The organism is Luteimonas sp. e5 (assembly GCF_054031035.1).
Map to the genome: position 1 here is coordinate 573475 of NZ_JBSTRX010000001.1, position 25270 is coordinate 598744.

Sequence of the window (25270 nt, forward strand, 5' to 3'; positions counted from 1 at the left end):
GCGTGATGCGCACAGGACGACGCGGCTTCGGCCGCGTCGTTCATTTCAGTCGGGTCCGTTCCAGCCGGGCAGGGTGGCGAAGCGGGGTTCGAGCAGCGCCTGACGCCAGCCACGCAGACCGCTCGGCCAGGTTCTCTCGCCCCGCTGGCGATGTTCGAGCAGGCTTTCCAGCCAGCGCCGCGAGGCGAGCACGCCCTCGGGCAGGTCCAGCTCGGTGGCGACGTCCGCCACCGTGCGCTGCAGGGCCTTCAGCGCCTGCTTGTCGAGATCCTGGTCGCGCCGCACCGGCGGCATCAGGTCCTCGTCCGGCAGCGGCGTCTGCAATGCCTGCCACAGCGGTTGCGCCAGTTTGCGCGGCGACTTCGGCGTGGACTCCAGCCAGCGGCGCAGGGCGGCGAAATCCTCGGGCGGCTGCGCTGCCAACTGCAGCGCCTGCGGCTGGTCCAGCACCCAGTTCTTCGGCAGGTCGAGGCTGCGTGCGGCGCTCTCGCGCCAGCGCAACAGACGCAGCAGACGGGCTTGTGCTTCGGCGGTGAAGTCCTGCGCCGGGCGCACCGCACGATGCGGCCAGCGCTCGACTTCACCATCGGCGGCCTGTTGCAGCATGCGCGTGGCGTCCTCTTCGGCCCAGGCACTGCGCCCGAGTGATTCCAGCTTCGCTGCCAGGCGTTCGTGCAATTCCAGCAGGTGCAGCACGTCTTCGGCGGCATAACGGCACTGCGCGGGCGAGAGTGGTCGCTTCAGCCAGTCGGAGCGGGTTTCGCCTTTTTCCAGTTCGATGCCGAGTTCGGCCTGCACCAGCTTCTGGTAACCAAGCCCGGCGCCGAGGCCGCACAACGCCGCCGCCTGCTGGGTGTCGAACAAGGGCTGCGGCAGGGCATGGCAGGTGTGGCCGAATGCAATCAGATCCTCGCCCGGACTGTGCATGACCTTGATCATGTCGCGATCTTCCAGCCACTCGGCCAACGCGGCGGGCATGCCCGGTGCGCGCATGTCGAGCAGCAGGATGGCCTCGCCGGTGGCGATCTGCGCCAGCGCCAGCACCGGCCAGAATGTGCGTTCGCGCACGAACTCGGTATCCACGCCGATGCGTCGCGGGCGGCGGGCCTGGTGTTCGCGCAGGGCGTCGGGGTGGTCGATCCAGATCGGGTTCACGGACTGTCGGGCGTTGGCGGGGCCGGAAACGATAACCTAAGCGGATGTTGCCGATCGCGCCGCGCCTGTCCCTTGTGCTTCTGCCGCTGCTTGTGGCCGCCTGCAGTGGCGAACCTTCGACCGAGCCGCCGCCGACCGAAGCCGAAACCCGCCTGCGCCGGGGGCTTGTGCAGATCGGCGAGGACGAGATGCCGACGCATGCACTGGACTGGCGCCCGCCGGTGGTCGTGTTGGGCGATGAGGACAGTGAATCGGTCGAGCGGCGCGCACGCACGGCCCTGCTTGAAGGACGCATCGACGAGGGCGAGGACTCCGCGCTGGCGCTGTGGTCGGCACTGGCCGAGCGCCCCGAGGCGCGCAAACGTGCGCTCGAAGGCATCGCCACCGCGTTGGCGATGTTGCGCGAAGAGGGCGAGCAGCGGCTGCAGCAGGGTGAGGATCTTGCCAGCGACCTTGCGCGTGCGCACCGCATCGCGGCGATCAGCCGATACCTGGAGCCGGAATGGCCGGCGACGCTGGCCTATCTGGCGCGGGTGGACGCCGCCGATCGCATGCTTGCCCTGCTCGAGCATGGTGAAAACGAACTGCGCGCCGACCGCCTCGGCGAAGACGGCATCGGTGCCGTCACCGCATTCCGCGAAGTGCAGCGCAGCCGGCCCGATGACCTGCGTGCGCGACAGGGCCTGGCGGCGGTGGAAGGCCGCCTGATCGGGCGCGCCGGGGAAATGGCGGCGGACGATGACTTCGCCGCCGCCGACGCGGCATTGGCGCAGGCTGCGGCCACGCACGAAGCCGAATCATCGCGCAGCCTCGCCGCACGCGAGGCGATCGCCGCGCGGCGCCAGATCCGCAGCAGCGAGGTCTACGCGCGGCTGCTGCATCATCTGCAGCGTGCCGACGAAGTCGGCATGCTCAAGGCCGCCGGCGAGGACATCGCGTTGCTGGAACAGGTCGCACCGCCCGGCGACGCGCGCATCGATGCCGCGCACACCCGCCTGGCGCTGGCCGAGCGCTATGGCCGGCATCGTCCGGGGCAGATGTTCACCGATGCGCTGCAGGGCGGCGGCGAAGGTCCGTCGATGGTGGTGGTGCCGCATGGCGAGTTCCTGATGGGCTCGCCTGAAGACGAGGCGGATGCGGACAAGTCCGAGTGGCCGCAGCACGTGGTGCGCTTCCAGCGCGGCTTCGCCATGGCGCGGCATGAAACCACGGTCGGCGAGTTCCGTCGCTTCATGGAATCCACCGACACCCGCACCCGGGCCGAGCGTCGCGGCTATTCGGTGGTCTACGACGAGCGCAGCGGCAATTTCGTGCTGCGCAATGACATCGATTGGCGCCATGACTATGCCGGGCGGCTCGCCGCGGATGATCTGCCGGTGTTGCACGTCTCCGCGCGTGATGCCGAGGCCTACGTCGAATGGCTTTCGGCGCAGAGCGGTCACCGCTACCGCCTGCCGAGTGAATCCGAGTTCGAGTACGCGCTGCGTGCGGGACGGCAAAGCCGTTTCCCGTGGGGCGAGGGTCTGCCGCCCGAAGGCGCGGGCAACCTGACCGGCGAGCTCGATCGCTCCCCCAGCGGGCGCAAATGGGGCAATGCCTTTGCCGGCTACGGCGATGGTCATTGGGGGCCGGCCAGGGCGGCCAGCTTCAAGGCCAACGTCTACGGTCTGCACGATCTGGCCGGCAACGTCGCGGAATGGACCATGGATTGCTGGCACCAGGGCTATCGCCGCGCGCCGGCCGATGGCGCGGCCTGGTACAACCCGGGCTGCCGCACGCGGGTGGTGCGCGGTGGCGCCTGGTCGAGTTCGCCGGTGCAGGTGCGTGCGGCCTGGCGCATGTCGCAGGCGCATGACGTGACCAATGCGCGTACCGGCTTCCGCGTGGTGCGTGATATCTGAACCGCGGCAGACACACCCTGGTGAGCTGGCGAGGGCTTCACATCGCCATGGTGCCGGCTGCGATTGAATCGGCATATCCGCAGCCAGGCACACAGGAGATCGCGCCATGCGTCAAGACCCCAACCAAGGCCAGTACGGACAGCCGCGCAGGCGCCGCGGTTTCAATCCGCGTTTGCTGATTCTGGTCGCGGTAGCCGCCTACGGCATCTATTACTACTTTTCCAATCGCACGGTGGACCCGTACACCGGCGAGAAGGTGCTGATCGACAAGAATCTGGATGCCAGCCAGGAAGAGGCACTGGGCCTGCAGGCGTTCCGCGAAGTATTGGCGCAGGAACAACCGGTCGACCCCAATTCGCAGATCTCGCAGCAGATCCGCACCATCGCCGCGCGTCTGGTGGACAAGGTGGACGAAGTGGAAGCGGCACTCGCCAGCGAACACAGTGAAGCGCCGCGCAACTTCGCCAAGGACTTCAACTGGCAGGTGGTGGTGCTCAACTCGCCGCAAGCCAATGCCTTCGCCCTGCCGGGCGGCAAGATGGCGGTGTATACCGGGCTGGTGCCGATTGCACAGAATGCCGATGGCATGGCGGTGGTGATGGGCCACGAAATCGCCCATGCGCTGATGCGCCATGGTGCGCAGCGCATGAGCCGCGGCAAGCTGGAGCAACTGGCGGCGATGGGCGCGGCTGCCAGCGGCATCGATCCGCAGGTGCAGCAGATGGTGTTCCAGGCCTATGGCGTGACCTCGCAACTGCCGTATGCGCGCAACCATGAAAGCCAGGCCGATGAAGTGGGTCTGATGCTGATGGCGGCGGCCTGCTTCAACCCCGCCGAGGCGGTCCCGCTGTGGCAGCGCATGGCACAGATGGCGGGCGGCAACCAGGGGCCGGAGTTCGCCTCGACCCACCCCAGCGCCGAGTCGCGCATCCAGCACCTGCAGTCCCTGCAACCCAAGGCCGAGGAATACCGCCAGCGCTTCTGCCGCGATGGCGGCGTGCAGCCGGCCGGAGCGTTCTGATCCGGGCCAGATGCAGGCAGGGCAGGGCGCCGAGGTTCAGCGCCTGATCAGCGGCTTGCGTGGCGCATCGTTGCTTCACGCACGCCGCGTTTGATCGGTATTGCCGTCAGCCGCGGCCGCGCGGACCACCGCGACCACCGCCGCGGCCACCGCGTGGCCCACCCGGGCGCGGGCCGCGGGTCGGACGCTCGCCATACGGATTGAATCCCGGGTTGGCGTGATCGGAGGGAAAGCTCGGCGCATTGCCGGGGTGCCCGTAGGGATGCTTGGGCTTGGCCTGGCCCTCGCCACGCGCGGCACCGGCGGGGCCACCGCGGCGCGGCTTGCCGCCGCCACGCGGCTTCTTCGGCCCGCGCGCGTCGGCATTGCGATGCCCGCTGGGCCCGGTATCGACGCCATCGGGCACGTACCAGGTGCGGAATGCGGCCGGGTTGCCCTCGGCCAGCGGCTTCGGCCCCTTGTTCTTGCGCGTCTTCAGCGGCTTCTGCGACTGCTTGGCCGCAGCCTCGCCGCTGACCGTCAGGCCACCCGACTTGCGCGGGCCGCCACGGCCACGGCGCTCGTCGCGGAACTGGTCGAAGCGGCGCAGCTCGCGGCCTTCGTCGGCGCGGTTGTGGCCGCCGACATAGCCGCCCTGGCTGCGGCGATCGCCATCCATGTGCAACACCGCCTTGGCCGCGCGGCGCTGGCCGATCACCGGCAGCAGGGTCAGCGCCGCAGGCACGTTGTCTTCCAGTCCGACCGATTTCTGCAGCTGCTCGACCTGCTCGTCACTTAGCTCCTGCGATTGGCCACGCAGCAACGGCTGCGGCAGGCTCACGCTGCCGTAGCGGATGCGCTTGAGGCGCGACACCTGGCAGCCCTGCGATTCCCACAGGCGGCGCACTTCGCGGTTGCGACCTTCACCCAGGGTGACGCGGAACCAGTCGTGCGAATCGGTGCCGCTCATGCGTTCGACCGCATCGAAGCGGGCCGGGCCGTCTTCCAGCGCCACACCGCGGCGCAGGCGATCGACGAGCTTGTCGTCCACGTGCTCCTCGCCTTCGGGCGGGCGCACTCGGCAGACGTATTCGCGTTCGATGCCATGCGAGGGGTGCATCATCGCGTTGGCCAGTTCGCCATCGGTGGTCAGCAGCAACAAGCCGCTGGTGTTGATGTCGAGACGGCCGATGGAGATCCAGCGCGAGCCCTTGAGCACCGGCAGACCGTCGAAAATGGTGGGGCGGCCTTCCGGGTCCTCGCGCGTGGTCACTTCGCCCTCGGGCTTGTTGTACATCAGCACGCGCGGCGGTTCGGTCAGCGCACTGGCGACGAAGCTGCGGCCATCGAGCTCGATGCGATCGCCGCCCTTGACCGACATGCCGAGCTGCGCGACCTCGCCGTTGACCATCACCTTGCCTTCGGCGATGCGCTGTTCAAGCGCCCGGCGCGAGCCAAGCCCGGCCTGTGCCAGCACCTTGTGCAGGCGCTCTTCCAGTCGGCTGGCGGGGGAGGCGTCGCCGTCACGCTTGAGGGACAGCTTGCCGCGTTGGTTGTTGCTCATCGGGTACTCCTGACCTCGCCATCGACGGCGATGTCCTGTGATTCGTTGTCGTTTTCGGGTGGGGTGGGGGTGGTTTCGTCATCGCCTGCGGTGTCGTCGGCCGCGGCGGCGTCGCCGGGGCTCTCGCCACCATCGGCAGCATCGGCGTGCGCGTCCGCCGGCGCGTCTTCGACTTGCGCGGTGATCGGTGCGGTTTCCAGGTCAAGCTGCGGGTCGAGCTCGCCGAAGTCCTTCAGTTCGGACAGCGGCGGCAGCTCGTCCAGCTTCTTCAGGCCGAAATAGTCGAGGAAGCCCTTGGTGGTGCCAAGCAGCTCGGGCCGTCCCGGCACGTCGCGGTGGCCGACCACGCGGATCCAGTCGCGCTCCTCGAGGGTGCGGATGATCTGGCTGTTGGTCGCCACGCCGCGGATCTGTTCGATCTCGCCACGCGTGATCGGTTGACGATAGGCGATCAGCGCCAGGGTTTCCAGCGTGGCGCGGGTATAGCGGGTCTGGCGTTCAGTCCACAGCCGGGCAACCCACGGATGCACGTCGCGGCATACCTGGTAGCGCCAGCCGGAAGCGACTTCGACCAGTTCCACGCCGCGTCCGGCGCATTCGCCCTGCAACTGCTCCAGCGCGTTCCGCACCGCGCCCTCGGGCACCGGGTCATCCAGCGTGAACAGGGCTTCGATCTGCGCCACCGTCAGCGGATGGCTGGAGGCGAGCAGGGCCGCTTCGACGATGCGATTGATGAGGTCTTGTTGCATGGCTCCAGGGCGGTCAGCCGGATGAAAGGAGAGAGATGGGAGGGCTCACGTGTCCGCGTCCGTCGGCGCTGCGCTGTCAACGGCGGCATCGCCATCGAACTCGCTTTCGGGCAGCTCGGCCGGGCGGTCCTCGCCCAGCGCCAGCGACTTGACGTAGATCGGTGCCGGCAGCGCGCGCTCGCCGGGACGTGCCGGCTCCGGCGCTTCCTGCACGATCTCGACCAGTTGCTCCTTGGCCAGCGTCAGCAGGCCGAGGAAGGTCACCACCACGCCCAGCCGGCCTTCCTCGGCGGTGAACAGCGATTCGAAGCGGTGGAAGGCGCCATCGCCCAGCCATTGCAGCAGCTCGCCCATGCGCTGGCGCACCGAAAGCGCGTCGCGGCGGATCGCGTGCTGGCTGAACAGCTCGGCGCGCTTGAGCACTTCATGCAGTGCCAGCAGCATTTCGCGCAGTTCCACCTGCGGCGGCTCGCGCACCCATTTGTGGTCGGGCACGAAGGCGGTGACGGCATGCGTGTCGCGCTCCTGTCGCGGCAGCGCGTCGAGGTCTTCGGCGGCCTGCTTGAAACGCTCGTACTCCTGCAGCCGGCGCACCAGATCCGCGCGCGGGTCTTCCTCCAGGCCTTCCTCGCTGACCGGGCGCGGCAGCAGCAAGCGCGATTTGATCTCGGCCAGGATCGCGGCCATCACCAGATATTCCGCGGCCAGCTCGAAGCGCAAATGGTGCATGGCCTGGATGTAGTCCACGTACTGCCGGGTGATCTCGGCCACCGGGATGTCGAGGATGTCGAGGTTCTGCCGACGGATCAGGTACAGCAGCAGGTCGAGCGGCCCCTCGAAGGCTTCGAGGATGACTTCCAGCGCATCCGGCGGGATGTACAGATCCTTGGGGATTTCCAGCAGCGGCTGGCCAAGCACCGTCGCCAGCGGCATTTCCTGCTGCTGGGGTGGACTGGACGCGGCGGGTGCGGTGGCCACGGGGGCGCTGGCTTCGGTCATTCGGTACGAACGGGTCGCGCACGGTTGGCGCGACGGGGAAAAGGCATCGTCCACTCGACGATGGCGCGCACGCAGGCGCATCGCGGAGAAGGTCGAGGAAAAACGGCGAGCGGCGCGGGCGAGAAGGCAAACCGGCACGCAGCAACGCGTGCGCCTAGGGTAAGCGCAAGCAGGCCGGGCTGTAAAGCAGCGCGCCCTGCGGCGCGGTGCAGAGTGCGGGCTGTTAATCTCGCTGCTTCACGGATGCCGGACTCATGACTGCATGTGGTACCTGATTGAAGGCTTTGATGGCGAAGACGCGCTGGCGCGCCGCGCCGAACATCGCCCCGCGCACCTGGCGCGATTGCAGCAGCTGCTCGATGACGGTCGCCTGCTGCTGGCCGGTCCATGCCCGGCGATCGATGCCGAGGATCCCGGTCCCGCCGGCTACAGCGGCAGCGTGATCGTGGCCGAATTCGAGTCGCTGGACGCGGCACGGCGCTGGGCCGATGCCGACCCGTATCTTGCCGCTGGCGTCTATGCCCGCGTCGAGGTGCGCCCGTTCCGCAAGGTGCTGCCATGAGCGGCTACACCGAAGCCGACATCCCCCGGCTCAACCCCGCACGCATCGAACGCATGCGCCAGCTGCTGAGCGAAGCCTTCGCCCCCAGCGTGCTGGAGATCGTCGATGACAGCCACAAACACGCCGGCCACGGCGGCGGCGCACACGGTCACGGCCACTTCAGCCTGCACATCGTCAGCCCCGCCTTCGCCGGCATGAGCCCGCTCGCCTGCCACCGTGCGATCTACGCCGCCCTCGGCCGCATGATGCAGGACGACATCCACGCACTGGCGATCAAGGCCGAGGCGGGGTGAGGTGGTGCACGGCTCGCTATACTGGCCAGTCGGGCATTCTTTGTTATCAGCACAAGCCCAATAAATTCAATCAGTTGAAGAAGCAACTTCAACCAATTTCATAGCTGCGATGCCTGCATCGCCAAGCGATCCGATTCCATGCGCCTGTCCACCATCAAGCTTGCCGGCTTCAAGTCCTTCGTCGATCCCACCACGCTGCACCTGCCGACCAACATGACCGGCGTGGTCGGGCCGAACGGCTGCGGCAAATCCAACATCATCGATGCGGTGCGCTGGGTGATGGGCGAGTCCTCGGCCAGCCGCCTGCGTGGCGATTCGGCCACCGACGTCATCTTCTCCGGTTCGAGCGCACGCAAGCCGGTTTCGCAGGCGACCGTCGAGCTGATCTTCGACAACTCCGACCACGCGATCGGCGGCGAGTTCGGCGCGTTCAACGAGATTTCGGTCAAGCGCAGCGTCGGCCGCGATGGCCACAGCACCTACTACCTCAACGGCACGAAGTGCCGGCGCAAGGACATCACCGACCTGTTCCTCGGCACCGGGCTTGGCCCGCGCAGCTATTCGATCATCGAGCAGGGCATGATTTCGCAGGTCATCGAGGCGCGCCCCGAGGAACTGCGCGTGTACCTGGAAGAGGCCGCCGGCATCTCCAAGTACAAGGAGCGGCGCAAGGAGACCGAGAGCCGGATCCGCTCCACCCGCGAAAACCTCGATCGCCTGAGCGACCTGCGCGACGAAGTCGGCAAGCAGTTGCAGCATCTGGCCCGCCAGGCGCGCCAGGCCGAGCAGTACACCGCGCTGCAGGCCGAGCGGCGGATCAAGAATGCCGAGTGGAAGGCGCTGCAGTACCGCGCGCTGGACGCCGATCTGCAGCAGCACCGGCAGGCGCTGGCGGCGGACGAAACCCGGCTCGAGCAGCTGATCGCCGAGCAGCGCGAGGCCGAGCGCGAGATCGAGACCGGGCGCGAACGGCACCAGCAGGCGGTGGATGCGCATGCGCAGGCACAGGCCGAGGTGTACCGCGTCGGTGGCGTGCTGGCACGGCTGGAGCAGCAGATTCAGCACCAGCATGAGCTGACCACTCGATTGGCGAATGCGCGCAGCGAAGCGGAAGCGGCGCTGGCCGAACTGGTCAGCCACATCGGCAGCGACGAAACCGCGCTGGCCAGCCTGCAGGCGAGCCTGGCCGAGGCCGAGCCGCGTCTGGCTGCCTTGCGCGAGGACGATGCCAGCCGCCAGGCGGAACTGAAGGCGGCGGAAACCCGGCTCGCCGAATGGCAGCAGCGCTGGGACGCGCACCATCGCGCGCAGTCCGAAGCGGCGCGCGCCGGAGATGTCGAGCGCACCCGGGTCGACTACCTCGACCGCCAGTTGCTGGATGCAGAGCGCCGGCGCGAGAAGCTGCAGGCCGAGCGCGAACAGCTCGATCTGGAGGCGCTGGCGGCCTCGTTCGCCGAAATCGAAACCCGGCACGAGAGCGAAAAGGGCGGCATCGAGGCGTTGCAGTCCGAGGTCGATGCGCGCAAGCAGGCGGTCGGTGCGCTGCAGGACGAACAGCGCCAGCTGCAGGCGGAGCTGGCCGAGGCGCGCAAGCACGCGCAGGATCATCGTGGGCGCCTGAGTTCCCTGGAAACGCTGCAGGCCGCGGCGCTGGGTCAGGAGCAGGGCGCGGCGGTGGCCTGGCTGCGCCAGCATGGCCTGGACAGCGCGCCGCGCGTGGGTGAACGCATCGAAGTCGAAGCGGGCTGGGAGGCGGCGGTCGAAGGCGCGCTCGGACAGATGATCGAGGGCGTGCTGGTGGAAGCACCCGAGGCGCTGGTCGATGCGCTGGGCGAGCTTGGCGATGGGCGTCTGGCGCTGGTCGCAGCCGATGGTGGCGATGCCGCGTTTGCCGCCACCTCGCTGGCCAGCAAGGTGCGCGGGCCGCTCGCGGTGCGGCGCATGCTGGCCAATCTGCATGTTGCCGAGACGCTGGACGAGGCACAGGCGTTGCTGGCGCGGCTGCCGGAAGGCGCTTCGGTGATCACCCGTGCCGGCGAGCGTGCCGGTGCCGGCTGGCTGCGCGTGCTGCGCTCGGGCGCGGCCAAGCAGGGCGCGCTGCTGCGCGAGCGCGAGATCCAGCGCCTGCGTGGCGAGATCGAGACCCTGCAGGCGCAGGACAAGGCGCTTGAAGCGAAACTCGCCGACCTGCGCCAGCGCGCGCTGGAAGCCGAACAGGCGCGCGAGGACGCGCAGCGCAGCCTGTACCAAGGCCACCGCAGCGTGTCGGAACTGGCCGGGCGCCTGCAAAGCCACAAGGGCCGGCTGGAATCGGCACGCGCGCGACTGGCCAATATCGATGGCGAACTGGAACAGATCGCGCAGGCCAGCGAGCAGGGCCGGGAGCAGGGCCGCCAGGCGCGCGAAACGCTGGAAGGCGCGGTGGCGCGCATGGCCGAACTCGAAGATGCGCGTGGCGCGCTGGAGGCCGAGCGCCGGCAACTGGCCGAGGCACGCGATCAGGCGCGCGAGCAGGCGCGTGAATCGCGCGAACAGGCGCATGCGCTCGCGCTGACCACCGAAACCCAGCGCACCCAGGTCGAATCGCTGGGCCGTGCACTGGCGCGCATGGGCCAGCAGCGCGGGCAGCTCGATTCACGCCTTGGCGAGCTGGCTGAACAATTGTCCGGCGGGGACGAGCCGATCCACGCACTCGAGGCCGAGCGCCAGGCGGCGCTGGACGAGCGCGTGCGCGTGGATCAGGCGCTGGCCGCCGCGCGCGCCGCGCTGGAAGGTATCGAGAATGAACTGCGCGGTTTCGAGCAGACCCGCCAGAGCCGCGATGCACAGGCGCTGCAGCAGCGCGAAAAGATCAGCCAGCGCAAACTGGACCAGCAGGCGGCGATGATCGAGGCCAACCGCCTGGCCGCTGAAACGCAGGAGGCCGGATTCCAGATCAAGGAGTTGATCGCCAGCCTTGCCGAGGATGCGCGGGCCGAGGACTGGGGGCGTGCGGTGCACGAGTTCGATGCCAGGCTGCGCCGGCTCGAGCCGGTCAACCTCGCCGCCATCGCCGAGCATGCCGAGGCCGAGGAGCGCAAGAAGTACCTCGATGCACAGGACGCCGACCTCAGCGTGGCACTGGAAACGCTGGAAGAGGCGATCCGCAAGATCGACCGCGAAACCCGCGGCCGCTTCAAGGACACCTTCGACCGCGTCAATGCCGGCATCCAGGCGCTGTATCCGCGCCTGTTCGGCGGCGGCCATGCCTATCTGGAACTGACCGGCGAGGACCTGCTGGATACCGGCGTGGCGATCATGGCGCGCCCGCCCGGCAAGCGCGTGTCCAACATCACCCTGCTGTCCGGCGGCGAGAAGGCGATGACCGCGGTGGCGCTGGTGTTCGCCATCTTCCAGCTCAATCCGGCGCCGTTCTGCCTGCTGGACGAAGTCGATGCGCCACTGGACGAGGCCAACGTCGGCCGCTTCACCAGTCTGGTGAAGGAAATGAGCGAGGCGGTGCAATTCCTGTTCGTCACCCACAACAAGGCGACGATGGAAGCCGCCGAACAATTGTCAGGCGTTACCATGCGTGAGCCGGGCGTCAGCCGCCTGGTCTCGGTGGACCTCGCCGAGGCCACGCGCATGGTGGGCGCCACCTGAATCCCCCGAGCCACGCGGAGCCTGTCCCATGTCCGAAACCCTGTTGCTGCGTCTTGGCATCCTTGTCGCCGGGCTGATCCTGATCGCCGGCATCTGGTGGGCCAGCCAGCGGCCCGCGCGCAGCCCGCAAGGGCAACGCCGCGGCGAGCGTGGCGAACGCAGCGAACCGAGCCTGGGCGATGCGGTGCGTGCCGACCTGGATGGCGACGAGGCGACACCGACGGCGCAGGCCAGTGCCGAACAGGCGGAGCTTGGGCTGGACGCTCCGACGAATGAACTGGGCAAGCGCCGCGAGGAGGAGTTCGATCGCATCGTGACGCTGTTCGTCGCCGCGCGCGCCAACCAGACCCTGCGCGGGCCGGACATCCTGGTGGCGGCGGAGAAGGCGGGCCTGGTGTTCGGCCACATGGACGTGTTCCATCGCCTCGTCGACCGCCGTCCCGAAGCCGGGCCGATCTTCAGCGTGGCCAACATCATCAAGCCGGGCAGCTTCGACATGGCCTCGTTGCAGTCGCTGGAAACCCCGGCGATCGCCTTCTTCCTCACCCTGCCGGCGCCGGTGGGCGCGCTGGAAGCCTGGGACACCATGCTGCCCGCCGCGCAGCGCATGGCCGAACTGCTCGATGGCGTGGTGCTGGACGAGGAGCGCAACGCACTGGGCCGCCAACGCATCGCGCACATCCGCGACGAGCTGCGCGCCTGGGATCGCCAGCGCGAGGCTGCGCCGCTGGCCGGCCCCGGGCGCTGGTAATCGCCATGGCTGCCGGCCTCGTGCCCGCCACCTGGCCTGGGCGACGGGCCGCCTGACGCGATGAGCGACGCCGCCCTTCGCCATGCCGAGCTGGCTGCGCGTATCCGCGCCGCCAACCATCGCTATTACGTACTCGACGACCCGGACCTGGCCGATGCCGAGTACGACGCGCTGTTGCGCGACCTCGAGGCGCTGGAAGCCGCGCACCCGGAGTTGGCGACTGCCGATTCACCCACACGCAGCGTCGGTGCCGCGCCGTCCGCGCGTTTTGCCAGCATGGCGCATGCAGTGCCGATGCTGTCATTGGGCAATGCCTTCGACGAAGCGGAAGTGGCCGAATTCGTCGCCCGCATCGAAAAGGAAACCGGTGATGCCGATCCGTGGTTTTCGGTGGAACCCAAGCTCGATGGGCTGGCGGTCAGCCTGCGCTACGAAGACGGTCGGCTGCTGCGCGGCGCCACCCGCGGCGATGGCACCACGGGCGAGGACGTCACCGCCAACCTGCGTACCATCGGTTCCATTCCGCTGCGGCTGAGTCCGCCAGACGGCGCGTCCGGGCTGCCGCGCGTGCTGGAGGTGCGCGGCGAGGTGGTGATGCCCAAGGCCGCTTTCGAGCGTTACAACCAGCGTGCGCTGGCCGAGGGTGGCAAACCGCTGGCCAATCCGCGCAATGGCGCGGCAGGCTCGCTGCGCCAGCTCGATCCGGCGATCACCGCGCAGCGCCCGCTGGCGTTCTTCGCCTATGCACTGGGCGAGGTGGAGGGCGTCGAGCTGCCGCCAACGCATTCGCAAACGCTGGCCTGGCTCGGCGCGCTTGGTTTCCCGGTCAGTGCGGAAACCGACGTCGCGCAGGGGCTGGAGGGTCTGCTCGACTATTACCGCCAGATCGGCGAGCGCCGTGACGGATTGCCGTACGACATCGATGGCGTGGTCTACAAGCTGGATCGCTTCGACCAGCAACGCGCGATGGGCTTCGTCTCGCGCGCCCCGCGCTGGGCGCTGGCGCACAAGTTTCCGGCGCAGGAAGCGAGCACGGTGCTGGAATCGATCGAAGTCAATGTCGGCCGCACCGGTGCGGTGACGCCGTGGGCGCTGATGCGTCCGGTGCACGTGGGCGGCGTCACCGTCACCCGCGCCACCTTGCACAACGCCGATCAGGTGGCGCGACTGGATGTGCGTGCCGGCGACACGGTGATCGTGCGCCGTGCCGGCGACGTGATCCCGGAAGTGGTGCGCGTGGTCGAAGCCGAGCGCCCGCTGGATGCGCGCGGCGAACCTGTCCACCCGTCGTGGCAGATGCCGGCGCAGTGCCCGGTCTGCGGCTCGGCGATCGAACGCGGCGAGGGCGAGGTGGTGGCGCGCTGCAGCGGCGGCCTGTATTGCCCGGCGCAACGCGTGCAGGCGCTGTTCCACTTCGCCAGCCGCCGCGCGATGGACATCGACGGTCTGGGCGAGCGCTATGCCGAGGCGCTGGTCGAATACGGCTACGTGCAGACCGTCGCCGACCTGTATCGCCTGCAGGTGGACGACCTGCTGGAAATGAAACGGCGCGCCGATGCCGCGGCCGCGCCGGAAGCTGCGCCTGCGGCGAAGCCGGGCAAGGTCGCCGACCGCTGGGCACACAAGCTGATCGACGCGATCCAGGCCAGCCGCGATACCCGGCTCGAGCGCCTGCTGTTCGCGCTCGGCATCCCCGAGGTCGGGGAGAGCACGGCGCGGACGCTGGCGCGGCATTTCGGCGCGCTCGATGCCTTGATGCAGGCCGATGCCGAACGCCTGCAACAGGTGCCGGATGTCGGCCCGGTGCTCGCCGCGCATATCGCGCACTTCTTCGCCGAGCCGCACAACCGCGAGGTGATCGCCGCGCTGCGCGCGCACGGCGTGCACTGGCCCGAAGGTGCGCCGGTGCGAGCCAGCGAAGGCCCGCTGGCGGGCAAGACCGTGGTGCTGACCGGCGGCCTTGCCAGCATGAGCCGGGACCAGGCCGGCGAGAAGCTCGAAGCCCTGGGCGCGCGCGTCAGCGGCAGCGTGTCGAAGAAGACCGCACTGGTCATCGCCGGCGAGGCTGCGGGCAGCAAGCTGACCAAGGCGCGCGAGCTGGGGCTGGAGATCTGGGACGAAGCGGCGTTGCTGGCCTTCCTCGAGGCGCACGCGCCGTGAGCGCGCAGCAATTGGCGAATGTCGCCGTCGGGTACCCCGCATGAGCCAGGCCGCACCATCGGCCAACGACTGGCGCCCCAGCGCCGCGTTCGAGGCCATGCGTCTGCGCGCACGCCTGTACCAGCGGCTGCGCGCGTTCTTCGCCGAGCGCGAGGTGCTGGAAGTGGAAACCCCGGTGCTGTCGCAGGCCGGTGTCACCGACCTGCATCTGATGCCGTTCCATCTCGAGTTCAGCGGCCGCACCGAAGGTGCGCCCCGCAGGCGCTGGCTGCGCACTTCGCCGGAGTACGCGATGAAGCGCCTGTTGGCGGCCGGACTGGGTGATTGCTACGAGCTGGGCCGGGTGTTCCGCGATGGCGAAGCCGGCGGGCGGCACAACCCGGAGTTCACCATGCTCGAATGGTACCGGGTGGGTTGGGATCACCATCGCCTGATGACGGAAACGGTGGACGTGGTCGGTGCAGCGCTGGCGCTGGTCGGTCGCGATGTCGGACGCGTCGAAACCCTGAGCTACCGCGATCTGTACCGGCGCGAACTGGGGCTGGATCCGTTCACCGCCAGCGATGCCGAGCTGCAGGCGGCGTTCGGAGCAGAGCGCATCGATCCGGCCGGTCTGGATCGCGACGATTGGCTCGACCTGCTGATGACCCACCACATCCAGCCGCGCCTGGCGCGTGACGACATCCTGCTGCTGCATGACTACCCGGCCACGCAATCGGCCCTGGCCCGCCTGCGTGAGGATGACCACGGGCAGGCGGTGGCGGAACGCTTCGAGCTCTACCTCGGCCCTCTGGAACTGGCCAACGGCTACCACGAGCTGCTGGATGCCGGCGAGCAGTGTGCGCGTTTCGAGCATGACGTGGCTCGGCGCCGGGCGCGTGATGGTCACGCGCCGCCGATCGATGCGCGCCTGCTGGCCGCACTGGAACACGGTCTGCCGTCCTGTGCCGGCGTCGCGCTCGGCATCGATCGCATGCTGATGGCGATGCTGGACACGCCACGCATCGCCGACGTGCTGGCGTTCGACTTCACTCGTGCCTGAATCCGCGCGCGTGATTCGCACCGCTTTCATGATGGCCGGCTACAGTGCGTGCATGCGCATCCGTCCGGGTCCGAGTCTGCTGCTTGCACTGGCCGCCCTTGTTCCGCCGGGTGCGGCTGCCCAGACCGTGGTCGAGGCCGACCAACGCGTGCGCTGCGACTCGGTGGACGGACGCTGGACCCATTGCGCGCTTCCTTTCGCCGGCGAGGCGGTGCTGCTGCGCCAGCTCTCGCGCAATGCGTGCATCGAAAACCAGTCCTGGGGCCGCGACCCGCAGGGCCTGTGGGTGGCCGCCGGTTGTCGAGGCGAGTTCGGCCCCAAGCGCCAACAGACACGGCGCGAGGATGACGCCACCGTGGCCAAGCGTTTGCGTTGCGAATCGCGAGGCCTGTACCGGCATTGTCCGGTGGATGTTTCCGGCGGCGTGCGTCTGGTGCGCCAGCTTTCCGGTCGTGACTGCGAGCTGGGTGAATCCTGGGGCTATGACGACCATGGCGTCTGGGTGCACCGCGGTTGTCGCGCCGAATTTGAAGTGCGTGGTGAGCCACGGCCGAGTTCACGCCTGTTCTCGCGCCTGTTCGGGCGCAAGCGGGCAGGCGAGGACGGCAGTCGCGCCATCCGCTGCGAATCGCGTGACGGCAAACCCGGCGAGTGTCGCGTGGCGGACATCGCACGCGTCGAAATCCTGCAACAAATCTCCAGTGCGCCCTGTGTCGAGGGTCGCAGCTGGGGCTGGGAGGCGCAGCGCATCTGGGTCGACGGCGGCTGCCGTGCACAATTCCGTGTCTGGCAAGCCGGTCAGGAACCTGAACAAGAATCGCCCTGAGCGTGCTTTTTGGCCTGCCATTCAGCCATGCGCACTAGGCTGGAAGCATCGGGTCAACAAGGGAGCAGGGAGATGAGGCAGCGCATTCACTCATGGGGTCTGATACTCGCCGGTGCATTCGGCCTGATCGCCTTGGGCATGGCCACTCCGGCCGCCGCGCAATCCTGGCCCGGGCAACAGCCGGGCTATGGTGGCCAGCAATTTCGTTGTGATTCGATCGATGGCCGCTACCGCGAATGTCGTGTCGATACGCGTGGTGGCGTGCGTCTGGTGCGCCAGGTATCCAAGGCCGCGTGCATCGAAGGCCGCAGCTGGGGCGTGCGCCAGAATGCGGTCTGGGTTGATGGTGGCTGCCGCGCCGAGTTCATGACCGGATATGGCGCGGGTTACGGCAACAACCGGTATCCGGGCTATGGGTATGGCCATGGCGGCCAATACGGTGGCCGTGCAGCGATGCTGTGCAGTTCCGACGGCGGGCGCTACCGCGAATGCCCGTTCGATACCCGGGGCGGGGTCGAGCTGGTGCGGCAGGTTTCCAGCACGCGCTGCATCCAGGGCCGCAACTGGGGCACGCGCAACGGCGTGATCTGGGTCGATGGCGGTTGCCGCGCCGAGTTCGCCAGCCGTGCCGGTTACGGTTCGCGTCCCGGCAACTACGGCCGTGGCAATCGTGGTTACGGCAATCGCGGCTACGACAACCGGGGCTACGGTCAGGGCCAGATGATCGAGTGCGCTTCGCACAACGGCCGGCGCCATTACTGCCCGGTGCGCACCGGGCGCGGCGTGCAGCTGGTGCATCAGCAGTCGCGCAGCGCGTGCATCGAAGGCCGCAGCTGGGGCTGGGATCGCAGCGGAATCTGGGTCGATGGCGGCTGCCGCGCGCAGTTCCGCCTGTATTGAGCATCACCGCAGGGCGGCGCGGCATCTGCCGTGTCCGCCTTGCTCGCTCAGGCTTCGCGGTTGTGCCGGCGCAGCAGTTGCTGTTTCTCGCGGTTCCAGTCGCGCTCCTTGGCCGCGGCGCGCTTGTCATGCGCCTGCTTGCCGCGCGCCAGGGCCAGTTCCAGCTTGACCTTGTTGCCTTTCCAGTACATCGCGGTGGGGATCAGGGTGTAACCCTCGCGCTCGACGCGGCCGATCAGATTGTCGATCTCGCGCCGGTGCAACAGCAGCTTGCGGCTGCGCCGCTCGTCGGCATGCACATGGCTGGAAGCCTGGATCAGCGGCGTGATCTGTGCGCCGAACAGCAGGATTTCGCCGTTCTTGATCAAGGCATAGCTCTCGCCGATGTTGGCGCGGCCGGCACGGATCGCTTTCACCTCCCAGCCCTGCAGCGCGATGCCCGCCTCGAAGCGCTGCTCCAGGTGGTATTCGTGCCGCGCGCGCTTGTTCAGGGCGATGGTCGCGCTCTTTGCCGTATCCTTTTTCTTCTTGTCTTTGGCGGCCTTGCTCATCCAGACATTGTCGCCGATTTGTCATTGATGGTTGCGAAGGAGATCGGGTGGTCAACCGGATAGAACGCAGTGCGCTGGTCAAGCGTCCCGCCGAAGTGGTGTATGCGCTGGTGGCCGACGTGGAGGATTACCCGCGTCGTTTCGCCTGGTGCCGCGGCGCCGAAGTGCTCGAGCGCGGCGAGAACCGGATGAAGGCGCGCCTGGATCTGCAGCTGGCGGGCTTCAAGACCTGGTTCGTCACCGAAAACACCATGCTGCCCGGCCGCTGGCTGGACATGCGCCTGGCCGATGGGCCGTTCAAGTCGCTGCACGGGCGCTGGGAGTTCACCCCGCTGGCGGCGGATGCCTGCAAGGTGTCGCTGCTGCTGGAGTTCGAGCCCGCGTCCAGCCTGCTGGCACCGGTGGTCAAGCTCGGCCTGCAGGGACTGGCCGATCGCATGGTGGACGATTTCGTGCGCAGCGCGCGCGCGGAGGCGGCATGAGCACCATCGAGGTCGAAGTCGTTGTCGCGTGGCCGGATCGGGTCGAATCGCGCCGGGTTCTTTTGCGTGCCGGCGCGAGGGTGGGTGAAGCCGTGGCCGCATCCGGTCTGGCCGAGGGCTTCGAGCTGGCCGGTGTGGCGGTGTTCGGTCGTCGCGCAGGGATGGACAGCGAGCTGGTCCACGGCGACCGTGTCGAGTTGTTGCGTGCGCTGGTCATCGATCCCAAGCAGGCGCGCCGTCAGCGCGCCGAAGCCGCGCAGAAACTCAAAAAGACACGGGCCCGCTGAAGCGCGGGCCCGGGGCAGGGGATCAGGGCCGGCAATCGGCGGCGGGTGAGCGCCTCAGCGCCCGCGCTTGGGATCGCGGCGCAGATTGGGTCCGAAATCACGCGCCGAGCGCTTGGCCAGTTCGGCGTCCTGGTTGGGGAAATAATCACCTTCCCAGCGCGCGACCAGATCATTCTCGAAAAACACCACGAAGTTCCTGACCTCGGTCTTTGCACGGCGACCACGGCGCTGGGTACTGGTGTAATCCCAGCGGTCGTGATGGAACGGATCCTCGATCGCCGGGGTGCCGAGCATCGCCGCCACCTGCTGCTTGTGCATGCCCACCTGCAACTGGCCGACCGTCTCCGGTTCCAGCAGCGAACCCTGATAGATCGGCTGGCGATAGACGATGCCGCAGCCGGCGGTGCTGGCGGCGAGGGCAATGATGAACAGGGCGTTGCGCATGCGCGATATCGGCGTCGGGTGGATGGGCGATAATACACGCTCACCCATCGCCGAGGAGCCGCGCGGACCGCATGCCGCGGCGCGCGTTCATACCCATGACGTTGGAAAACGAAGAACTGCGCAATGCCGGCCTCAAGGTGACCCATCCGCGGGTGCGCATCTTCGCCTTGCTGGAACAGGCCAAGCCGCGGCACATGACTGCCGAGGACATCTACCGCAAGTTGCTGGACGAGCGCGAGGAAATCGCCCTGGCCACGGTGTACCGGGTGCTGACCCAGTTCGAGGCGGCGGGGCTGGTGCTCAAGCACAACTTCGAGGGCGGCCAGGCGGTGTACGAACTCGACCGCGGCGACCACCATGACCACATGGTGGATCTGGACAACGGCAAGATCATCGAGTTCGAAAGCCCCGAGATCGAGCGGCTGCAAAAGGAAATCGCCGCCAGGCACGGCTACGTGATCGAGGATCACTCGCTGGTGCTGTACGTGCGCCGCAAGACCTGATCGGTCCGCTCAGTCCACTTCCACCGCATCGAGCAGGCTGCGCGCGGCGGCCCGCGCGGCATCATCCACCCGTGCACCGCCGAGCAGGCGGGCGATGTCCTCGACGCGACCTGTGGCATCCAGCCGTTCGACCTGGCTCATGGTCACGCCTTCGCTGCTCGCCTTGCTCACGCGCCAATGGGCATGCCCCTGCGCCGCGACCTGCGGCAGGTGGGTGACGCACATCACCTGGCAGCGCGCGCCCAAGGCGCGCAGCTTGCGACCGACCACGTCGGCGACGCTGCCGCTGATGCCCGAATCCACCTCGTCGAACACCATCGTCGGCACCGTGTCCACGCCCAGCGCGGCGACTTCGATCGCCAGCGAGATGCGCGAAAGCTCGCCGCCCGAGGCGACCTTGCGCAACGGGCGCGGCGGCTGCCCGGGGTTGGCGGCGATCAGGAATTCGGCGCGCTCGCTGCCCAGCGCGTTCGGCTCGGGATCGGGCAGGGGCTCGAGTTCGATGACGAATTCGGCTTCGCCCATGCCCAGCTCGCGTATCGAGGCCAGCGTGTCCGCCGCCAATGCCAGCGCCGCCTGCTGGCGTGCTTTGCGCAGCCGGGCGGCGGCCTTGTCCCAATCGGCGGCAAGCGTGGCGATCTCGCGATCGAGGCGCTCGATGCGGCCCTGCGCGTCGTCGAGCGTGGCCAGCTCCTCGCTGATGCGCTCGCGCACCGCCTCCAGTTCACCGATGCCGACCCGATGCTTGCGCGCCAGCGCATGCAGGCGTTGCAGGCGCTGGTCGAGCTCCTCGAAGCGGGCGGGGTCAAGGTCGAGTGCGTCGCCAAGGCGGCCCAGCGCGGCGACGCCCTCATCCAGCGCGATCGCGGCCGATTCCAGCATCTGTTCGATTTCAGCCAGACGCGGTTCGTGCGCGGACACTTCGGCCAGCGTCTCCCGCGCACGATGCAGCAGGCCGATGGCATTGGCTTCATCCGCTTCGTCGAGCAACGCCAGCGCCGCGCTGTTGGCCGCCGCCAGTTCCGCGCCATGCGCATGACGCCGATGGTCGGCGTCCAGCGCCTCCAGGCTGGCGGCATCGAGGGCCTCGGCCTGCAGTTCGTCCAGCGCGTGACGCAGGAATTCGAGGCGCTGCGCGGGATCGCCCTGCGCCGCGCACTCCTCGCGCTGCCGGCGCCGCTCGCGCCAGCGTGCGGCGAGGCCGGCGACTTCTTCCAGCAGTGCACCGTGGCCGCCATGGGCATCCACCAGTGCCAGCTGCGCGGGCCGCGTCAGCAGCGCCTGCTGCGCATGCTGGCCGTGGATTTCCACCAGCCGTGCACCCAGTTCGGCCAGTTGCGAGGCACTGGCGGCGCGGCCATTGATCCATGCCCGCGAACCACCGTCGGCGCGCAGCACGCGGCGCAGCCGGCATTCGCCGTCCTCGTCCATTTCCGCGTCGCGCAGCCAGGCGGTGGCGGTGGGCGCATCGCGCAAGTCGAATTCGGCCACCAGTTCGGCACGCTCGGCGCCGTGGCGCACCATGCCGGCATCGGCGCGCTGGCCGCAGAGGAAGCCCAGCGCATCGACCAGCAACGACTTGCCGGCCCCGGTTTCGCCGGAAATCACCGTCATGCCGGCGTCGAACTGCAGTTCCGCGGCGCGCACCACGGCGAAATCGGCGATTGTCAGGCGGGTCAGCATGGTGAGATTCTAAACAGCGTCCGTCGCAATCCCCGCGACGCTTGCACGCGACGGCGAATGGTCCCATATAGACGTCATGAACGAGAGTCTCGACCCGCGCGCCCGCCAGCTGCTGCGCACCCTGATTTCGCGCCACATCGCCGATGGCGCGCCGGTCGGTTCGCAGACCCTGGCCAAGCACGCCGGGCTGCAGGTCAGCCCGGCAACCATCCGCAACATCCTCGCCGATCTGGAAGAGCAGGGGCTGCTCGCCTCGCCGCATACGTCCGCCGGCCGCGTGCCGACCACCCGCGGCTATCGCGTGTTCGTCGACAGCCTGCTGCAATGCCATCCGCTGCAGGCGGCCGAGCTCGAGCGCCTGCGCAGCGAGCTGGCCGCGCCCGGCGACACCCGCCAGCTGCTCGGCAGCGCATCGCAGCTGCTCTCGGCGATGAGCCGTTTCGTCGGTGTGGTGGCCGCGCCACGCACCACCTCGCTTGCGTTCCGTTACATCGATTTCGTCACCCTCGACGAGCATCGCGTGCTGGCGATCCTGGTGCTGCATGACGGCAGCGTGCAGAACCGCGTGCTGGAGCTGGGCCAGGCCTATGCGCCGGCCACGCTGGAGGAGGTGGCCAACTACCTCAATGCGCATTTCGCCGGGCAGCCGCTGCAGCACATCCACCGGCAGCTGCTGGCCGAACTGAAATCCGCGCGCGACCGCATGCAGACGCTGTTGACACAGGCGGTGGCGCTGGCCGAACAGGCGCTGCTGGCGCCCGACGGCGAGGAGGAGGACTTGCTGCTGGCCGGACAGACCCGCCTGATGGGCGCGCAGGCGATCAGCGATGTCGACCGTCTGCGCGAGCTGTTCGAGGCGTTCGCCCGCAAGCGCGACATCCTGCAGCTGCTCGAACGCACCCTGCATGCACCCGGCGTGCGCATTTTCATCGGCGAGGAAACCGGGTTGGCGCCGCTGGAGCAGACCGCACTGGTCGCCGCGCCGTATGGCCGCGACGGCGAGGTGCTCGGCGTGCTCGGCGTGATCGGGCCGACGCGGATGGCCTACGAGCGGGTGATTCCGGTGGTGCAGGCCACCGCCGACGTGCTCGGCGAGGCGATCGGCGGGCGCTGAGCCGGGCATGCCTTGAAAGCGCAACCCGGCGACCTCACGTCCGGGTTGATCGCCCCTTCATGGACGTCCCGATGACCACCGAACCCGAATTCGACCCGCAGGCCGAAGCGCCACAGGATCCGCAGGCCGAGCAGATCGAGCTGCTCAAGGCCGAACTGGAACAGCTGCAGGCGCAATCGCTGCTTGATCGCGCGGATCTGGAGAACCGGCGCAAGCGCCTGGAGCGTGAAATCGAGCAGGCGCGGCGCTTCGCCAACGAACGCCTGCTCGCCGACATGATCCCGGTGTTCGACGCGCTCGAAGCCGGCCTTGCCAGTGCCGCCGCGGACGACCCGCTGCGCGCCGGCCTGGAACTGACCCTCAAGCAACTGCACGCGGTGACCGGCAAGCATGGCCTGGCCGAAATCGCGCCCGAGCCGGGTGCGGCGTTCGACCCGGAAAAGCACAACGCGGTCAGCCAGATGGCGGTCGAAGGCGTGCCTTCGGGCGCGGTCGCGCAGCTGTTCCAGAAGGGCTACGCGCTCAACGAGCGCCTGTTGCGCCCGGCGATGGTGATGGTCGCCCCCTGACCGCACCCGCGCAGTCCGGCGGCCCTTGAAACGTCGCCAGCAAACCCCAGATAGCACTCATCGCGGCAACGCCGCCACATTACCCAAAGAGGCAATCCACTCATGGCCAAGATCATCGGCATCGACCTCGGTACCACCAACTCCTGCGTCGCGGTGATGGACGGCGGCAAGGCCCGCGTCATCGAAAACGCCGAAGGCGACCGCACCACGCCTTCGGTCGTCGCCTGGACCCGCGACGGCGAGGTGCTGGTCGGCGCGCCGGCCAAGCGCCAGGCGGTGACCAATCCCAAGAACACCTTCTTCGCGGTCAAGCGCCTGATCGGGCGCAAGTTCACCGATGCGGAAGTGAAGAAGGACCTCGAACTGGTGCCCTACGCGATCATCGGCCATGACAATGGCGATGCCTGGGTGGAAACCAGCGAGGGGCGCAAGCTGGCGCCGCAGGAAGTCAGCGCCAAGGTGTTGGAGAAGATGAAGAAGACCGCCGAGGACTTCCTCGGCGAGAAGGTCACCGAGGCGGTGATCACCGTGCCGGCCTACTTCAACGATTCGCAGCGCCAGGCGACCAAGGACGCCGGCCGCATCGCCGGCCTCGACGTCAAGCGCATCATCAACGAGCCGACCGCGGCCGCGCTGGCCTATGGCCTGGACAAGGACGGCGGTGATCGCAAGATCGCGGTGTACGACCTCGGCGGCGGCACCTTCGACGTGTCGATCATCGAGATCGCCGACGTCGATGGCGAAAAGCAGTTCGAAGTGCTGGCCACCAACGGCGACACCTTCCTCGGTGGCGAGGACTTCGACAAGCGCGTGATCGACTATCTGGTCGACGAGTTCCAGAAGTCCGACGGCGTGGACCTGCGCAAGGATCCGCTGGCGCTGCAGCGGCTGAAGGATGCCGCCGAGCGCGCCAAGATCGAGCTGTCCAGCGCGCAGCAGACCGACGTCAACCTGCCGTACGTCACCGCCGATGCCAGCGGCCCCAAGCACCTCAACATCAAGCTGACCCGGGCCAAGCTCGAGGCGCTGGTGGATGACCTGGTGAAGAAGACCATCGAGCCGTGCAAGGTGGCGCTGAACGACGCCGGCCTCAAGGCCAGCGACATCGGCGAGATCATCCTGGTCGGTGGCCAGACGCGCATGCCGCGCGTGCAGCAGGCGGTGTCGGAGTTCTTCGGCAAGGAACCGCGCAAGGACGTCAACCCGGACGAAGCGGTCGCCATCGGCGCCGCGATCCAGGGCGGCGTGCTCGCCGGCGACGTCAAGGACGTGCTGCTGCTGGACGTGACCCCGCTCTCGCTCGGCATCGAAACCCTGGGCGGCGTGTTCACCAAGATCATCGAGAAGAACACCACCATCCCGACCAAGGCCTCGCAGACCTTCTCCACCGCCGACGACAACCAGAGCGCGGTCACCGTGCACGTGCTGCAGGGCGAGCGCGAGCAGGCGCAGTTCAACAAGTCGCTGGCGCGCTTCGACCTGACCGGGATCGAGCCCGCGCCGCGTGGCGTGCCGCAGATCGAGGTCAGCTTCGACATCGACGCCAACGGCATCGTGCATGTCACCGCCAAGGACAAGAAGACCGGCAAGGAGCAGAAGGTCGAGATCAAGGCCGGCTCGGGCCTGTCCGACGAGGAAATCCAGCGCATGGTGCAGGATGCCGAGGCGCACCGCGAGGATGACCGCAAGTTCCAGGAGCTGGTCGCCGCACGCAACCAGGCCGATGCGCTGATCCACACCACGCGCAGCGCGATCAAGGACAACGGCGACAAGGTGCCGGGCGACGTGATCGGCCGCGCCGAAACCGCCATCGCCGACCTGGAAGGTGCGGTCAAGGCCGATGACAAGGCGCAGATCGAAGCCAAGTCCAAGGCGCTGGAAGAAGCCGCGCAGGCACTGTTCGCCGCGGTCGCCGCACAGTCCGCCGGCGGCGATGCCGGTGGCGAGGGCGGCCCGCAGCAGCCTTCGGGCGGCAGCGACGACGTGGTCGATGCCGAGTTCACCGAGGTCAAGGACGACGACGAGAAGAAGGCCTGATCCAGGCCGTGCCGCGCGACGGGCAGGCCGCGAGGTCTGCCCGTTTGCGTAAGCCA

The 25270-nt window shown here is 68.3% G+C and carries 23 protein-coding genes; 16 read left to right on the forward strand and 7 right to left on the reverse strand.

Features of this window, described 5'->3' with window-relative positions; translation table 11 throughout:
• Positions 1-45: 45 nt before the first annotated feature.
• Complete coding sequence (gene rnd / locus ACW11F_RS02825; protein WP_456995396.1) at positions 46-1155, reverse strand: ribonuclease D; 1110 nt, start codon at positions 1153-1155, stop codon at positions 46-48.
• A 44-nt stretch (positions 1156-1199) separates the two neighbouring features.
• On the opposite strand from rnd, the gene ACW11F_RS02830 reads away from it, so the two are divergent.
• Both ACW11F_RS02830 and ACW11F_RS02835 read left to right on the forward strand, forming a co-directional pair.
• The gene (locus tag ACW11F_RS02830; protein ID WP_456995397.1) at positions 1200-3056 is read left to right on the forward strand and encodes an SUMF1/EgtB/PvdO family nonheme iron enzyme; all 1857 of its coding nucleotides are present in this window, start codon (positions 1200-1202) and stop codon (positions 3054-3056) included.
• Between the two features lie 106 nt (positions 3057-3162).
• Positions 3163-4077, forward strand: a complete 915-nt coding sequence (locus tag ACW11F_RS02835; RefSeq protein ID WP_456995398.1) for a M48 family metallopeptidase — start codon at positions 3163-3165, stop codon at positions 4075-4077.
• A gap of 106 nt (positions 4078-4183) precedes the next feature.
• On the opposite strand, the gene ACW11F_RS02840 is transcribed toward ACW11F_RS02835, so the two are convergent.
• From ACW11F_RS02840 to ACW11F_RS02850, 3 genes are read right to left on the reverse strand one after another with little or no spacing between them, the layout of a single operon-like run.
• Positions 4184-5620 carry a pseudouridine synthase gene (locus ACW11F_RS02840; protein ID WP_456995399.1) on the reverse strand — a complete coding sequence of 479 codons (1437 nt, stop codon included), beginning with the start codon at positions 5618-5620 and terminating at the stop codon, positions 4184-4186.
• Positions 5617-6369: an SMC-Scp complex subunit ScpB gene (scpB, locus tag ACW11F_RS02845; RefSeq protein ID WP_456995400.1), complete on the reverse strand. Its 753-nt coding sequence runs from the start codon at positions 6367-6369 to the stop codon at positions 5617-5619. Before scpB ends, ACW11F_RS02840 begins: the two co-directional genes overlap by 4 nt.
• Positions 6370-6414: 45 nt before the next feature.
• Positions 6415-7368 (reverse strand): segregation and condensation protein A, encoded by a 954-nt coding sequence (locus ACW11F_RS02850; protein WP_456995401.1) that lies wholly within the window; start codon positions 7366-7368, stop codon positions 6415-6417.
• Between the two features lie 262 nt (positions 7369-7630).
• Here ACW11F_RS02850 and ACW11F_RS02855 point away from each other — a divergent pair, with 262 nt between their 5' ends.
• From ACW11F_RS02855 to ACW11F_RS02890, 8 genes are all read left to right on the forward strand, one after another.
• Positions 7631-7930 (forward strand): YciI family protein, encoded by a 300-nt coding sequence (locus ACW11F_RS02855; protein WP_456995402.1) that lies wholly within the window; start codon positions 7631-7633, stop codon positions 7928-7930.
• Positions 7927-8223, forward strand: a complete 297-nt coding sequence (locus tag ACW11F_RS02860; protein WP_456995403.1) for a BolA family protein — start codon at positions 7927-7929, stop codon at positions 8221-8223. Before ACW11F_RS02855 ends, ACW11F_RS02860 begins: the two co-directional genes overlap by 4 nt.
• 138 nt (positions 8224-8361) lie before the next feature.
• On the forward strand, positions 8362-11865 hold the full coding sequence (gene smc / locus ACW11F_RS02865; protein ID WP_456995404.1) for a chromosome segregation protein SMC: 3504 nt from the start codon (positions 8362-8364) through the stop codon (positions 11863-11865).
• A gap of 28 nt (positions 11866-11893) precedes the next feature.
• Entirely contained in the window at positions 11894-12616 is a 723-nt protein-coding gene (gene zipA, locus ACW11F_RS02870) for a cell division protein ZipA (protein ID WP_456995405.1), read from the forward strand.
• A 60-nt stretch (positions 12617-12676) separates the two neighbouring features.
• Positions 12677-14776: an NAD-dependent DNA ligase LigA gene (gene ligA, locus ACW11F_RS02875; RefSeq protein ID WP_456995406.1), complete on the forward strand. Its 2100-nt coding sequence runs from the start codon at positions 12677-12679 to the stop codon at positions 14774-14776.
• A gap of 40 nt (positions 14777-14816) precedes the next feature.
• On the forward strand, positions 14817-15818 hold the full coding sequence (gene epmA, locus ACW11F_RS02880; protein WP_456995407.1) for an EF-P lysine aminoacylase EpmA: 1002 nt from the start codon (positions 14817-14819) through the stop codon (positions 15816-15818).
• A gap of 52 nt (positions 15819-15870) precedes the next feature.
• Positions 15871-16644 (forward strand): DUF3011 domain-containing protein, encoded by a 774-nt coding sequence (locus ACW11F_RS02885; RefSeq protein ID WP_456995408.1) that lies wholly within the window; start codon positions 15871-15873, stop codon positions 16642-16644.
• 72 nt (positions 16645-16716) lie between these two features.
• The gene (locus ACW11F_RS02890; protein WP_456995409.1) at positions 16717-17544 is read left to right on the forward strand and encodes a DUF3011 domain-containing protein; all 828 of its coding nucleotides are present in this window, start codon (positions 16717-16719) and stop codon (positions 17542-17544) included.
• A 47-nt stretch (positions 17545-17591) separates the two neighbouring features.
• Here the strand turns inward: ACW11F_RS02890 and smpB are convergent, their stop codons facing one another.
• The gene (gene smpB / locus ACW11F_RS02895; protein WP_456995410.1) at positions 17592-18095 is read right to left on the reverse strand and encodes an SsrA-binding protein SmpB; all 504 of its coding nucleotides are present in this window, start codon (positions 18093-18095) and stop codon (positions 17592-17594) included.
• A gap of 47 nt (positions 18096-18142) precedes the next feature.
• On the opposite strand from smpB, the gene ACW11F_RS02900 reads away from it, so the two are divergent.
• Both ACW11F_RS02900 and ACW11F_RS02905 read left to right on the forward strand, forming a co-directional pair.
• Positions 18143-18577 (forward strand): type II toxin-antitoxin system RatA family toxin, encoded by a 435-nt coding sequence (locus ACW11F_RS02900; RefSeq protein WP_456995411.1) that lies wholly within the window; start codon positions 18143-18145, stop codon positions 18575-18577.
• The gene (locus ACW11F_RS02905) at positions 18574-18864 is read left to right on the forward strand and encodes an RnfH family protein (RefSeq protein ID WP_456995412.1); all 291 of its coding nucleotides are present in this window, start codon (positions 18574-18576) and stop codon (positions 18862-18864) included. Before ACW11F_RS02900 ends, ACW11F_RS02905 begins: the two co-directional genes overlap by 4 nt.
• 54 nt (positions 18865-18918) lie before the next feature.
• On the opposite strand, the gene ACW11F_RS02910 is transcribed toward ACW11F_RS02905, so the two are convergent.
• Complete coding sequence (locus tag ACW11F_RS02910) at positions 18919-19308, reverse strand: outer membrane protein assembly factor BamE (protein ID WP_456995413.1); 390 nt, start codon at positions 19306-19308, stop codon at positions 18919-18921.
• A 95-nt stretch (positions 19309-19403) separates the two neighbouring features.
• Between ACW11F_RS02910 and fur the strand changes: the two genes are divergently transcribed.
• Positions 19404-19811: a ferric iron uptake transcriptional regulator gene (gene fur, locus ACW11F_RS02915; RefSeq protein ID WP_456995414.1), complete on the forward strand. Its 408-nt coding sequence runs from the start codon at positions 19404-19406 to the stop codon at positions 19809-19811.
• A gap of 9 nt (positions 19812-19820) precedes the next feature.
• On the opposite strand, the gene recN is transcribed toward fur, so the two are convergent.
• Positions 19821-21494, reverse strand: a complete 1674-nt coding sequence (gene recN, locus ACW11F_RS02920) for a DNA repair protein RecN (protein ID WP_456995415.1) — start codon at positions 21492-21494, stop codon at positions 19821-19823.
• A gap of 76 nt (positions 21495-21570) precedes the next feature.
• On the opposite strand from recN, the gene hrcA reads away from it, so the two are divergent.
• From hrcA to dnaK, 3 genes are all read left to right on the forward strand, one after another.
• On the forward strand, positions 21571-22608 hold the full coding sequence (gene hrcA, locus ACW11F_RS02925; protein ID WP_456995416.1) for a heat-inducible transcriptional repressor HrcA: 1038 nt from the start codon (positions 21571-21573) through the stop codon (positions 22606-22608).
• A gap of 71 nt (positions 22609-22679) precedes the next feature.
• A complete protein-coding gene (gene grpE, locus ACW11F_RS02930; RefSeq protein WP_456995417.1) occupies positions 22680-23177 on the forward strand; it encodes a nucleotide exchange factor GrpE in 498 nt (165 codons plus the stop codon).
• Between the two features lie 102 nt (positions 23178-23279).
• Positions 23280-25214 carry a molecular chaperone DnaK gene (gene dnaK, locus ACW11F_RS02935; protein ID WP_456995418.1) on the forward strand — a complete coding sequence of 645 codons (1935 nt, stop codon included), beginning with the start codon at positions 23280-23282 and terminating at the stop codon, positions 25212-25214.
• Positions 25215-25270 lie beyond the last annotated feature (56 nt).